The following is a 12,150-nucleotide window of genomic DNA, read 5'->3' as shown; positions in this document are numbered from 1 at the left end:
GTTCTGCCAGTCGGTTTGTCGACGCTTGATCTTTGCCTCCCCTACTGCAACCTAAGGTCCAAGGTGTTGGGATAGTCGGGGTGAATACGTCCCGGATTGGCGGCCACCCTGCCATGGGAATGACCAAAGGGGAAGAAGCGAGCGCGTCGACGGGCCTCGGCCTCGTACGAATTCACCGGGAAGGTCGAGTAATTGCGGCCACCGGCATGGGCCACATGATGGGTGCAGCCGGCCACCGCCTGACCGGTCCAGGTGTCGATCAGGTCGAAGACCAGGGGCGAATGCACGCCGATGGTGGGGTGCAGGCACGAGGCCGGCAACCATGCCCGATAGCGTATCCCGGCAATTCCCTGGCCACAGGTGCCGGTATCGGCCAAGGGCACGATAACGCCGTTGCAGGCGACCTTATAGCGTTCGCCCAACAGGTTGGAGGCCTTGACCTGCAAGCGCTCCACCGACGAATCCACATAGCGCACGGTCCCGCCGGCTCCGGGCTCCTCGCCCATGACATGCCAGGGTTCCAAGGCATTGCGGATTTCCAGGCGGATGCCTTGGTGATTGATTTCGCCAACCACCGGAAAGCGGAATTCCAGATGGGGGGCGAACCAGGCGCGGTCGAAGGCGATGCCTTGACCGCCGAGATAGGCGACCACGTCGTCAAGGTCGTGGGCGATCCAGTGCGGCAGCATGAAGCGGTCGCGCAAGGCGCTGCCCCAGCGGATGATCGGGGCGGTATAAGGCTGGTCCCAGAAGGCGGAAATCAGCGCGCGCAGCAGCAATTGCTGCACCAGGCTCATGCGGGCATGGGGCGGCATTTCGAAGGCGCGGAATTCGACCAGTCCCAGCCGGCCGGTGGGGCCGTCGGGGGAATACAGCTTGTCGATACAGATTTCGGTGCGGTGGGTGTTGCCGGTGGCGTCAACCAGAACGTTGCGCAAGATGCGATCGACCAGCCACGGCGGACACGAGGCGCCGGGGCCGGGCAATTGCGACAAGGCGATTTCCAGCTCGTACAGGGAATCGTCGCGGGCTTCGTCGATGCGCGGATGTTGACTGGTCGGGCCGATGAACAGGCCCGAGAACAGATAGGACAGGCTGGGATGGTTCTGCCAAAAGCGGATCAGGCTTCCCAGCAGATCGGGGCGGCGCAGGAACGGGCTGTCGGCCGGGGTGGCCCCGCCCAAGACCATGTGATTGCCGCCGCCGGTGCCGACATGGCGGCCGTCGATCATGAACTTTTCCGTGCCCAGACGGGTCAGATGCGCTTCCTCGTACAGGGTTTCTGTATCGTGCACCAGTTCCCGCCAATGGGTCACCGGGGTGACGTTGACCTCGATGACGCCGGGGTCAGGGGTGACCTTGATGGTCTTGAGGCGGTGATCGGTGGGGGCGGGATACCCTTCAATGCGCACCGGCTGGTTCAGAGCGGCGGCGCTATCCTCGATGGCTTCGATCAGATCCAGATATTGCTCGGCGGTCTCCAGCGGCGGCAGGAACACGCACAAATGGCCTTCGCGCGGCTGCACGCACAAGGCGGTGCGCACAGATTCCGACACCATGCCCTTGGCGGTCTTGCGCAAGGCATGGGGTTTGCCGGCGGTCTGCGGGATGACGCGGGCATCGGCCGGCTCGGCCGGCGCCCGGCTGGTCATCGCCCGTTGCCGCAAAGGCAAGGGCGGGCGTTGCTCGAACGGGTCGCGTTCGACGTGGAACGGATAATCCTCGGGGGCGATGAACGGCAGGCTTTCCAGCGGCAGGCGGAAGCCCAAAGGCGAATCGCCGGGGATGCTGACCAGACGGCCGTCGCGGGTCGGCCAGGGCCCGGTGATCCAGCGGTGTCCGTCCCGCGCCTGCCACGGTTGCAGCGGCAGCACATGGCCGATGGCGTTGCCCAGGCCGTGGCGGAAGACGCGGGCCAGTCGGGCGCGTTCCTCTGGATCGGCCAGCCGGGTGTCGTCGGGGGTGACGTTGACCGGCAGGTTTTGTTCGCGCATCAGGTAATAGGCGGCGTCTTCATAGGCCGGCAGGGCGAATTGCGGATCGGTATCCAGCTTTTCCGCCAACAAGGCGGTAAAGGCCGCCGAGGTCTCGATGCTGGGATTGGCGCTGTCGCCTTCCTGGGCGATCAGCTCGGCCCGATGCCAGACCGGTTCGCCATCCTCGCGCCAGGTCAGGGCAAAGGCCCAGCGCGGCAAGCTTTCGCCCGGATACCATTTGCCCTGGCCGTGGGTGATCATGGCGTTGGGGGCGACGCGGTCACGCAGACGGCGGATCAGGGAATCGGCATAGCTGCGCTTGGTCGGGCCGACGGCGTCGGTATTCCATTCGTCGCTATCCATATCCAGCGCCGAAACGAAAGTGGGCTCGCCGCCCTGGGTCAGGCGCACGTCGCCGGCTTGCAGGCGCAGGTCGACCTTGTCGCCCAAAGCCAGCACCGCCTGCCATTGTTCCTCGGAATAGGGTTTGGTGACGCGCGGGGTTTCAAGAATCCGGGTCACGTCCATGATGTGTTCGAAGCTGACCGTGCACTTTTCCACCGCCCCGGTAATCGGCGCCGCCGAGGTCGGATCGGGCGAGGCGGCCAATGGAATATGGCCCTCGCCGGTCAGCAGGCCCGAGGTCGGGTCCAGGCCGATCCAGCCGGCGCCGGGCAGATAAACCTCGGTCCAGGCGTGGAGATCGGTGAAATCCTCTTTTGCCCCGGCCGGGCCATCCAGCGACTTGATGTCGGGGACCAGTTGGACCAGATAGCCGGAAACGAAGCGGGCGGCCAAGCCCAGATGCCGCAGGATCTGCACCAGCAGCCAAGCCGAATCGCGGCACGAGCCGGTGCGCAATCCCAAGGTTTGTTCCGGCGTCTGTACGCCGGGTTCCATGCGGATGGTATAGCTGATGTCGTTTTGCAGGCGCTGGTTCAGCGCCACCAAAAAGTTGGTGGTCTGCATCGGCGCGGTGGGAATGGATTGCACATAGGCCTTGAGCAGCGGTCCAGCGTCTTCCTTGAGCAGGAACGGGCGCAGCTCGTGATCCAATTCGGGGGGATAGGTGAAGGGAAAGTTCTCCGCCGATTCTTCCAAAAAGAAATCGAACGGATTGACGATGGACATATCGGCGACCAGATCGACGTCGACGATGAATTCCGTCACCTTTTCCGGAAACACCAGCCGGGCCAACCAGTTGCCCTGCGGGTCTTGCTGCCAGTTGATGAAATGCCCCTTGGGCCGCACATCCAGCGAATAGGACAATACCGGCGTGCGCGAATGCGGGGCCGGGCGAAGGCGGACGATCTGGGGGGAAAGGGCGACCGGACGGTCGTAATGATAAACGGTGGAATGACGCAGCTTGACGTGAATGCCCATGATCCCTCGGATACGCGGCGAAGACTAAAATGGTTCGGGACACCCTAGCACAGGGATCTGGGATATGGCCTAAAAAATAGGCGCATAACGGGATGCTCAATATGTACGCAGGGATTCGCCTGACCATGCCGCTTGTCAACCGTATGGCGAATCCGGCACCATGACGCAATGGAAGAGCCGGCACGACGCCATGGTCTTGCTTTGAGATGGTTTGTTCGCGCTTGCGCGGCGGCGGTGCTGGCGGTTTTCCTGGGCTGGGGGCCGCTTCAGGCCCAAAGCCAAAACGATGAGGATGGCGCGCGGCAAAGCATCACCGTGGTCATCGACGACAATTATCCGCCTTACATCTTCCGCGATCAGGCGGGCCAGCTTCAGGGCATCCTCAAGGATGTCTGGGCCTTGTGGTCGGAACGAACCGGCATCGCCGTGGATCTGCAAGGCATGGATTGGGGGCAGGCGCAACGGCGGATGGCCGAGGGCAAGGCGGATGTCATCGACACCTTGTTCCGCACCGAAGCGCGCGAGAAAACCCTGTCTTTCTCGGCGCCACACGCCACCATCGACGTTTCCATCTTCTTTCATCGGGATTTGTCGGGAATCGTCGATGCCAATTCCCTGCGTGGCTTCACCGTCGGCGTCAAGGCCGGCGACGCTTGCATTGATTGGCTGAAAGGGCGGGGGATCACCTCTATCCGCCCTTATCCCAGCTATGACGCGGTGGTCGAGGCCTTGGCGGCGCGTGAAACATTGGTTGCCTGCATCGATCGACCGCCGGCTCTGTACCTGATGTACAAGACCGGTGTTCAAGACGTGTTGCGGCAGACGCAGACGCTCTATTCCGGCCAGTTCCATTGGGCGGTCAGCAAGGACCGGCCGGCGCTGCTGGCGCTGGTGCGTCAGGGGTTCGAACAGATCAGCCCGCGTGAGCGCGCGGTCATCGAGGAACGCTGGTTCGGCTCTTCCGTCAATGGCCGTTTGCAGGCCGAAATCTGGCGCAGCTTGGGAATGTATGTCCTTGGCGGTTCGGCGCTGGCGCTGGTTCTGTTGGGGTGGAACTGGCTGCTGCGCCGGCAGGTGGCGCGCAAGACCGCCAGCCTGACCCAGGCAATGAATGAACTGGCGGAAAGCGAGGGACGGTTCCGGACCATCTTCGACAATGTCAACGACGCCATCTTTATTCACGAGGTCGAGAGCGGCCGCCTGCTGATGGTCAATCGCCGCATGCGCGAGATGTATCGCGTCGGGGATGTCGCGGTGGAATCCATCCCCCTTGAGCGGATCAGCGAAGGGCGTCCGCCCTATGGTCAGACCGAGGCCGAGGGCTGGATGCGGGCGGCGACGGCGGGAATGCCGCAGCAATTCGAATGGTTGGCGCGCAGCTGGGACGGCGAATTGTTCTGGGCCGAAGTGGCGATCCGCCGTGCCAGCCTCAGCGATGGTCAGGACCGTTTGCTGGTGGTGGTGCGCGATATCTCGGAACGCAAGGTGGCGCAGGCGCGGCTGGAATTCCTTGCCCATCATGATCCGTTGACCGAACTGCCCAATCGCTTGCTGCTTCAGGATCGGGTGGAGCAGGCCATCACCCTGGCCGAGCGGGAAAATCGGCGGATGGCCCTGCTGTTCATCGATCTTGATCAGTTCAAGACGGTCAATGATTCGCTGGGTCATGCGGCTGGGGACCGGCTGTTGAAGGATGTGGCCAAGCGGTTGCGCCAATGCGTGCGCGAAAGCGACACCATCGCCCGCCTGGGCGGCGATGAATTCATCATTGTTCTTAATAATCCGCGCGATGCCGACGCGGTGGTCGAGGTGGCCGAGAAAATCCAAAAGGTGATGACGGCGCCGCTGTTCATCGACGATCAGGACATCAATTCATCCCTGTCCATGGGGATCGCCCTTTACCCCGATGACGGCGACGATTTCGACACGCTGTTGAAAAAGGCCGATACCGCCATGTACCACGCCAAGCAAAGTGGCCGATCAACCTATCGGTTCTTTGCCGCCCGCATGAATGTCGAGGCCGTGGCTCATCTGGCGTTGCGCAGCGGCTTGCATCGGGCGCTGGAACGCGGCGAGTTCGAACTGCATTACCAGCCTCAAGTCTCGTTGAATGGCGGGACGCTGATCGGCGCCGAGGCGTTGATCCGCTGGAATCATCCCGAACGTGGTCTGGTGCTGCCCGGTGAGTTCATCCCGGTGGCCGAAGATAGCGGCCTGATCGTGCCCATGGGCGATTGGGTCTTGCGCGAAGCCTGTCGGCAAGCGGCGCTGTGGCAGGCGCAAGGCCACAAATTGACCATGGCGGTCAATCTGTCGGCCCTGCAATTCCGTCGCGGCGATCTGGAAAAGGCGGTGGGCGAGGCCTTGGCCGAAAGTGGCCTTGACCCCGCCGCGCTGGAACTGGAACTGACCGAATCGATCATGATCCAAGATCACGAAGCGGTGATGGACATGGCCCGGCGGTTGGGCCGCATGGGCGTGCAATTGTCCATCGACGATTTCGGCACCGGTTATTCCAGCATGGCCTATCTCAAGCGTTTCGCCGTCGATAAGCTGAAGATCGACCAGTCGTTTATCCGCGACGTCCACACCGACAATGATAGCGCCGCCATCACTCGGGCGATCATCCAGATGGCCCATAGCCTGAACCTGACGGTCATCGCCGAAGGGGTCGAGGACGAGGCCGCCGGAATCTTCCTGCGCGATCACGGCTGCGATCAGGCCCAGGGCTATCTGTATGGTCGGCCGATGACCGCCTTGCGCTTTGAAAAAACCATCCTGGACGGGGCTATTTCTTCCGACGCTTGAGCTCGGATTTGGAATAATTGCTGAAATGACCTTCGCGCGCGGCCTGGGCCCGGCCCGCCGATAGCAGGCCGTCGACCTTGCCGGCGGGGGCCAGAGAGCCGATCAAGCGTTCCAACCTGTCGCTGCCGCATTCGGGGCAGACGGGCGTGTCCGACGATCGCACCAGGGTTTCGAATTCGGCCTTGCAGGCCGTGCACTGAAACGAATACAGCGGCATGGTTCCTCGGCGGTAAGAAAGGGTGACGGCGGATGCCTTAGTATAGCTCATTGTGCGGGCGCGAAGGCAAGAGCCCTTGCCATCATTTTTGCCCGCGAACCCGAAGCAGATAATCATTCAGGCTTTGGCCGGCGGTTTCGCTGAAGGCATCCGCGGTCACCGTGACCGCGCTCATGCGGTCCAGACGGAAGGCGCGGAAATCATCGCGCAGGTCGCACCATGCCACCAGGGTCCAGACATGCCCCCAGAAAAACAGCCCCAACGGCCGGACGGTCCGGCTTGAAGCGGTGCCGTCTTCGCGCACATAGTCGAATTTCAGGCGGTGACGGGTCGAGGTGGCGGCATGGACATGGTCAAGATTGGCGCGGGTTTGCCGGGGCGAGCGGAAATCGGGGGCGAACAGGCGTGATTGTTCCATGCCGGGGCGCAGGTTTTCGGGGATGACCGCTTCGATTTTAGCCAAGGCCTGGCTGGCGGCGCGGCCCAATTGGGTGCCGGCCCAGGCCTGGACCATGCGGGCGCCGATCACCAGGGCCTCCAGTTCGTGGCGGTCGAACATCAAGGGCGGGATATCAAAGCCATCGCGCAGGATATAGCCGGCCCCGGCGGCGCCATCGATGGGCACCCCCGAAGCGATCAATTGGGCGATGTCGCGATAGATGGTTCGTTCCGACACCTCCAGCCGGTGGGCGAGATGGCGGGCGGTGGTCAGCCGCCCGCCGCGCAGGGCTTGTAAAATCTGAAACAGACGATCGGCCCTGCGCATGGCCCGGTTTCTCCCGTTGGTTAGGCCAGCGAATGTAGGCCGACGGTGTTGCCTTCGCTATCTTCGAAATGGGCCATGAAGCCCCACGGCGCCGGCAAGGCGGTCTTGGCCAAAAGCACCTTGCCGCCGGCCGCTTCGACGCGCGACAGCGGCTCGGCCAGGTCGGCGCCGCCGTTCAGATAGACCACCGAGGCGGCGCCGGGCTTATGGTGATCGCCGGCCTTGACGATGGCCCCCTTGACCGCGCCCTCCTCGGCATCAAAGACGATGACGTCGCCGGCGGTGTCGCAGGCCATGCGGCGTATCGCCTGGGGGAAAATCGCCTGATAGAAATGCTGGGCCCGGTCCAGATCGGTGGCTGGAATTTCGAACCAGACGCAGACATTGGCGGAGATTTGCATGATGGTTTCCTTTTGTGTTGCCATGGGGTGGGGCGCGCCATGAGCAAGACCATAGCAAAGCCCTGCTGACAGCGTGGTGTCAGCAGGATGCCGGCCGGGTTGAATTCGGTCATGAACTGCCAATTTGTCCACCGAGACTCTTTTCCGGCCTTCGGCTTCGCGGTAAGGTCTGAACCAAGCTGGACGGGTGAGCCGTTCGCTTTAGGGAGGCGGGCCGGCCACGGCCGCCAAAAAACGGACAAAGGAAACCATGCGAAAAGTCCATTCAGACGCTACGAGCGCCCTTGCCGGGCTGTTGCGCGACGGCATGACCATCATGGCCGGCGGCTTTGGCCTGTGCGGCATTCCCGAAAATCTGATCGAGGCGATCAAGGAAGCCGGGGTCAAGGACCTGACGGTTATCTCCAACAATTGCGGCGTTGACGGCTGGGGCCTGGGGCGTCTGTTGGACAACGGCCAGATCAAGAAGATGGTGTCGTCCTATGTGGGCGAGAACAAATTGTTCGCCCAACAATATTTGTCGGGCCAGCTTGAGCTGGAATTCAACCCGCAAGGCACCCTGGCCGAGCGCATCCGGGCCGGCGGCGCCGGCATTCCCGCCTTCTTCACCAAGACCGGCGTTGGCACCGTCGTCGCCGACGGCAAGGAAGTGCGCGAATTCAATGGCGAAAAATATGTGATGGAAACCGGCCTGATCGCCGATCTGTCCATCGTCAAGGCGTGGACCGGCGATAGCGAAGGCAATCTGGTCTATCGCAAGACCGCGCGTAATTTCAACCCGATGATGGCCACCGCCGGCAGGATCACCGTGGCGGAAGTGGAACATCTGGTGAAGCCGGGTGAAATCGACCCCGACCACATCCATACGCCCGGTATCTATGTGAAGCGCATCATCTTGGGCACGAATTACGAAAAGCGCATTGAACAGCGCACCACGCGCAAGCGGGTCTGAAGGGGAAAAAACGATGGCTTGGACTCGTGACGAAATGGCGGCTCGTGCCGCCCGCGAACTTCAGGATGGCTTTTACGTCAACCTGGGCATCGGCATCCCCACTTTGGTTGCCAATTTCATTCCCGATGGTATGGAAGTCACGCTTCAATCGGAAAACGGCATGCTGGGCATGGGACCGTTTCCGTTCGAAGGCGACGAAGACGCCGATCTGATCAATGCCGGCAAGCAGACCATTACCGAATTGCCGATCTCGTCGTTCTTTTCCTCGGCCGACAGCTTCGCCATGATCCGTGGCGGTCATATCGACCTGTCGATCCTGGGGGCCATGCAGGTGGCTGAAAACGGCGATCTGGCCAATTGGATGATTCCGGGGAAGATGGTCAAGGGCATGGGCGGCGCCATGGATCTGGTCGCCGGTGTCAAGAAGGTGGTGGTGGTGATGGAACACACCGCCAAGGACGGCGAAAAGAAGCTGCTCAAGGCCTGCAACCTGCCGCTGACCGGTGCTGCCGTCGTCGACATGGTCATCACCGATCTGGCGGTGTTTGCCATCGACAAGCATGGTCAGGGCGGCATGACCTTGCTGGAAATGGCTGATGGCGTCACCGTCGAGGAATTGCGCAGCAAGACCGAGGCTGATTTCAAGGTCGCCTGATCCACGGATTGTCTTTCGCATGATCGAAGGCCGGGCTGTCGCCCGGCCTTTTTCATTACGGCGTGCCGCCGTGGTTTTCATTACGGCGTGCCGCCGTGGTTTTCATTACGGCGTTTCGCCGTGGTTTTCATTACGGCGTGCCGCCGGGAGGGTGTCGCTGTTCCGCCCACTGCAATAACGCGTCCAAGGCTGGGCACAGGGCCTGCCCCCAATCGGTCAGGCGGTATTCCACCTTGGGGGGGATCTGCGGATAGAGCTTGCGGACGACGATGCCGTCGGCCTCGAGCTGACGCAATTGCTGGGTCAGCATTTTCTGCGAGATGCCGGGGATCAGCCGTTCGAAATCAGAAAAGCGTTGCACCTTTCCATCGAAAAGATGGAACAAAATGATCAATTTCCAGCGCCCATCAAGAAGTCTAATCGTGGCTTCGACGTCGGAAGCTGCTGTGGTGGGGGTATAGAGCTTGCGCATGGGTGCGTAACTTACTTTTTTGTGCGTTCTTGCGGAGTAATGATTTTATGTTGAAACTTCATGATCATCAATCCTTGCCCGAAGGTTGCGATCATGAGTATTCATCTTCCCGGTGCTGTTTCTATTTTCTTCGATGTCAGCAATGGCGGCGATTCTTCCGGCCTGCGGCACATCCTTGCCGCCGACGCCGTTGCGCATGATGAAGGGCGTAGCCATGAAGGATGTCAGGCCGTCCAGGCCTGGTTGCAAGAGGCGCGGCGCAAATACCAATACCATGTCGCGCCGATGGCGGTTCAGTCCCAGGACGAGCGGGTGACGGTGGCGACCAAGGTCAGCGGCAACTTTCCGGGAAGCCCGCTTCAACTGGAATACGTCTTTCGGATGGCCGGTGATCTGATCCAATCGGTGGAGATCCGGTGATGGAGCTGTCCTTGGACGACCTGCGGGGAACCAAGGCGGGGGGTATTTTTCCGGGCTTCGCCGGTGGCGTGATCAGGCGCTGATGGTTACCGCCACATCCTTGGGCGCTGCCCAATAGGGCGACGACGTCACCAGAACGCCGGCGCCGGCACGGGCGTAAGCCGCGGCGTTGCCCGCATTGACCCCGCCGGCGGCGGCCAGGGTCCCGCCCCAATCGGACAAGGCATGGGCGGTTTCGGCCACCTGTTCAGGGCTGAATTTTTCCAGCTGCAACACATCTGCTCCGGCTTCGGCCGCTTTCAGCGCCGCTTGCAGATCGGCCACTTCCATCACCACTTTCTTTTCCGGGCAACGCCGCTTGAGTTCGGCGATCACCCCGGAAAGCGGACGATGGCCGGTAAAGGCCAGATGTTCGGCAAAGACCAGCACGGTTTCCGATAATCCCAGCCGATGCGGCACGGCGCCGCCGGCCAAGATCGCCTTGACCGCCACCGCTCGGGTACCGGGAAACGACTTGCGGGTACAGGCGACGGTGATGTTGGGATTGACCGCGTGGGCGGCGGCGACAAGGGCGGCGGCGGCGCTGGCGATGCCCGAGGCCATTTCCAATAACGTTTGCGCCACCTTCCAGCCCAGCAACAGGGCGCCGGCATCGCCCTTGGCCAGCAAGATATCGTCGCCGGCCGCCAGATGCGAGCCGTCGCCGGCGATCACTTCGACCTTGGCCCCGGCCAGTTCCAGCAGGCGGGCGGCTTCGGCCCCCAGGGCCAATACCATGGCGGAGCGGGCGGCAAAGCGCATGCGGCCGGCAACGGAACCGATGGCCAAAGAGGTGGTGGTCAAATCGCCGAAGGGGGCGTCTTCGGCCAGCCAGGTCTGCAAAACGGAATCGGCAAGACGCATGACGGATCCTTGGGATGAAAGGGGCATGGCGGCAAAGCCAGTAGAACGCGCTGTCCGCCGCTTGTCCAGGGGATGACGGCCGCGTCCATGGAGGGTATGGGAATATGAACCTATTTAAAAACGAAACGTTTCGTTTTATATATAGCGTCATCAAACGTTCTTTCCCTTCACCAACAAGGACTTAATATCATGAACGCTCGTATCATCTCCCAATCCGCTTTGGCTCTTTCGCTTGTGGCTGGCCTTGCCGTTGCTCCGGCCCTGGCCTCTGAAACCGTCTTGGTTCTGCATGATGAGGGCAATAGCGGCCCGCATCTGGTTCAGGTGGAAAGCGCCAAGCCGGTGACCACCGGTTCGGCCGCGACCGCGACCGCGACCGCGGCCGTTGTGGTTCTGCACGATGAAAGCAACAGTGGCCCGCACGTGATTATCCGCTGACCCCAGGAAGGGGCTGCCCATATCCTCCCGATGGGCGGTCCCTTCGGGCAGGGGGGTAGCGGCGCGGCTGGGGCTATCGTATGATCAGCCATTGCCAAAGGAATTGCGCCCGTGAACGCTCCCGATCCGATTCGCCATCAGGGCCGGCCCCGTTGCGAAGCCACACGATTAGCCATTTTGTCGGCCGCGAGGCGGATGTTTGAAACGTCCAATCTGCGCGACCTGACCATTGATGCCATTGCCAAGCAAGCCGGCGTGTCCAAGGCCACCATCTATCGCTGGTGGAACAACAAGGCCGAGCTGGTGATGGATGCCTGCATCGAGGAATTGCGCCAAGACGCCACCTTCGACCGAAGCGGTCATTCGGCGGTGGAGATCATCACCAACCAGATGCGCCGGCTGATCAAGGTCTATAGCGGTCCCACCGGCCGCATGGTTGGGCAATTAATGGCCGAAGCCCAATATCAGCCGGAAATCGGCCGGCGCTTCTTGGTCAATCATGCCGAATCCCGATGCCGCGAATTGATGGAGATTTTGGGCGGCGAGCGCGACAAGGTGGTTTTTCTCGCCGACCTTTTGTACGGCCCCATCTATTTCCGCCTGATCCGTCATTCCTGCCCCTTGGACGCGGCGTTCGCCGATCATTTGACCGCTCAGGCGGCCCAATGGATCAGCCAATGGCAGGACGGGACTTTCTGTGCCGGTTCACCCGTCACGGAGACCGGCCGTCCTTTGCCATGATCCGTTCATTGTCCGGGC

General features: G+C 61.7%; 12 protein-coding genes. 6 read left to right on the top strand and 6 right to left on the bottom strand.

What is annotated here, in order from left to right; all coding sequences use genetic code 11:
- Nucleotides 1–41: 41 nt before the first annotated feature.
- Nucleotides 42–3,359, bottom strand: a complete 3,318-nt coding sequence (locus KEC16_RS04820; protein WP_211546539.1) for a transglutaminase family protein — start codon at nt 3,357–3,359, stop codon at nt 42–44.
- 201 nt (nt 3,360–3,560) lie between these two features.
- Here KEC16_RS04820 and KEC16_RS04815 point away from each other — a divergent pair, with 201 nt between their 5' ends.
- Nucleotides 3,561–6,167 (top strand): EAL domain-containing protein, encoded by a 2,607-nt coding sequence (locus KEC16_RS04815; RefSeq protein WP_211546538.1) that lies wholly within the window; start codon nt 3,561–3,563, stop codon nt 6,165–6,167.
- Here KEC16_RS04815 and KEC16_RS04810 read toward each other — a convergent pair.
- The 3 genes from KEC16_RS04810 to KEC16_RS04800 form a co-directional block, all read right to left on the bottom strand.
- Nucleotides 6,148–6,384 carry an FmdB family zinc ribbon protein gene (locus tag KEC16_RS04810; protein WP_211546537.1) on the bottom strand — a complete coding sequence of 79 codons (237 nt, stop codon included), beginning with the start codon at nt 6,382–6,384 and terminating at the stop codon, nt 6,148–6,150. The genes KEC16_RS04815 and KEC16_RS04810 overlap by 20 nt on opposite strands.
- Nucleotides 6,385–6,466: 82 nt before the next feature.
- A complete protein-coding gene (locus KEC16_RS04805) occupies nt 6,467–7,150 on the bottom strand; it encodes a helix-turn-helix transcriptional regulator (protein WP_211546536.1) in 684 nt (227 codons plus the stop codon).
- A gap of 20 nt (nt 7,151–7,170) precedes the next feature.
- Nucleotides 7,171–7,551 (bottom strand): VOC family protein, encoded by a 381-nt coding sequence (locus KEC16_RS04800; RefSeq protein WP_211546535.1) that lies wholly within the window; start codon nt 7,549–7,551, stop codon nt 7,171–7,173.
- A 250-nt stretch (nt 7,552–7,801) separates the two neighbouring features.
- On the opposite strand from KEC16_RS04800, the gene KEC16_RS04795 reads away from it, so the two are divergent.
- Both KEC16_RS04795 and KEC16_RS04790 read left to right on the top strand, forming a co-directional pair.
- Nucleotides 7,802–8,503, top strand: a complete 702-nt coding sequence (locus KEC16_RS04795) for a CoA transferase subunit A (protein ID WP_211546534.1) — start codon at nt 7,802–7,804, stop codon at nt 8,501–8,503.
- A 13-nt stretch (nt 8,504–8,516) separates the two neighbouring features.
- Nucleotides 8,517–9,158 (top strand): 3-oxoacid CoA-transferase subunit B, encoded by a 642-nt coding sequence (locus KEC16_RS04790; protein ID WP_211546533.1) that lies wholly within the window; start codon nt 8,517–8,519, stop codon nt 9,156–9,158.
- A gap of 130 nt (nt 9,159–9,288) precedes the next feature.
- On the opposite strand, the gene KEC16_RS04785 is transcribed toward KEC16_RS04790, so the two are convergent.
- The gene (locus KEC16_RS04785; protein WP_211546532.1) at nt 9,289–9,630 is read right to left on the bottom strand and encodes a winged helix-turn-helix transcriptional regulator; all 342 of its coding nucleotides are present in this window, start codon (nt 9,628–9,630) and stop codon (nt 9,289–9,291) included.
- Nucleotides 9,631–9,690: 60 nt separating this feature from the next.
- Between KEC16_RS04785 and KEC16_RS04780 the strand changes: the two genes are divergently transcribed.
- Nucleotides 9,691–10,050: a nuclear transport factor 2 family protein gene (locus KEC16_RS04780; protein ID WP_211546531.1), complete on the top strand. Its 360-nt coding sequence runs from the start codon at nt 9,691–9,693 to the stop codon at nt 10,048–10,050.
- 72 nt (nt 10,051–10,122) lie between these two features.
- Here KEC16_RS04780 and modD read toward each other — a convergent pair whose 3' ends face one another.
- Entirely contained in the window at nt 10,123–10,953 is an 831-nt protein-coding gene (gene modD / locus KEC16_RS04775; protein ID WP_249208780.1) for a ModD protein, read from the bottom strand.
- A 189-nt stretch (nt 10,954–11,142) separates the two neighbouring features.
- Between modD and KEC16_RS04770 the strand changes: the two genes are divergently transcribed.
- A complete protein-coding gene (locus KEC16_RS04770; protein WP_211546529.1) occupies nt 11,143–11,391 on the top strand; it encodes a hypothetical protein in 249 nt (82 codons plus the stop codon).
- 111 nt (nt 11,392–11,502) lie between these two features.
- The gene (locus KEC16_RS04765; protein ID WP_346344025.1) at nt 11,503–12,132 is read left to right on the top strand and encodes a TetR/AcrR family transcriptional regulator; all 630 of its coding nucleotides are present in this window, start codon (nt 11,503–11,505) and stop codon (nt 12,130–12,132) included.
- Nucleotides 12,133–12,150: the final 18 nt, after the last annotated feature.

Origin of the sequence: Magnetospirillum sulfuroxidans (assembly GCF_018224925.1) — a bacterium.
Classification (GTDB): Bacteria; Pseudomonadota; Alphaproteobacteria; order Rhodospirillales; family Magnetospirillaceae; genus Magnetospirillum; species Magnetospirillum sulfuroxidans.
This window is presented reverse-complemented; position numbering and strand designations above follow the sequence as displayed.

Bases quoted from the DNA above. Each gene is read 5' to 3' on its own strand.
- KEC16_RS04820 (WP_211546539.1), bottom strand. From the start codon at position 3,359: ATGGGCATTCACGTCAAGCTGCGTCATTCCACCGTTTATCATTACGAC.
- KEC16_RS04810 (WP_211546537.1), bottom strand. From the start codon at position 6,384: ATGCCGCTGTATTCGTTTCAGTGCACGGCCTGCAAGGCCGAATTCGAA.
- KEC16_RS04805 (WP_211546536.1), bottom strand. From the start codon at position 7,150: ATGCGCAGGGCCGATCGTCTGTTTCAGATTTTACAAGCCCTGCGCGGC.
- KEC16_RS04800 (WP_211546535.1), bottom strand. From the start codon at position 7,551: ATGCAAATCTCCGCCAATGTCTGCGTCTGGTTCGAAATTCCAGCCACC.
- KEC16_RS04795 (WP_211546534.1), top strand. From the start codon at position 7,802: ATGCGAAAAGTCCATTCAGACGCTACGAGCGCCCTTGCCGGGCTGTTG.
- KEC16_RS04790 (WP_211546533.1), top strand. From the start codon at position 8,517: ATGGCTTGGACTCGTGACGAAATGGCGGCTCGTGCCGCCCGCGAACTT.
- KEC16_RS04785 (WP_211546532.1), bottom strand. From the start codon at position 9,630: ATGCGCAAGCTCTATACCCCCACCACAGCAGCTTCCGACGTCGAAGCC.
- KEC16_RS04780 (WP_211546531.1), top strand. From the start codon at position 9,691: ATGATCATCAATCCTTGCCCGAAGGTTGCGATCATGAGTATTCATCTT.
- modD (WP_249208780.1), bottom strand. From the start codon at position 10,953: ATGCGTCTTGCCGATTCCGTTTTGCAGACCTGGCTGGCCGAAGACGCC.
- KEC16_RS04770 (WP_211546529.1), top strand. From the start codon at position 11,143: ATGAACGCTCGTATCATCTCCCAATCCGCTTTGGCTCTTTCGCTTGTG.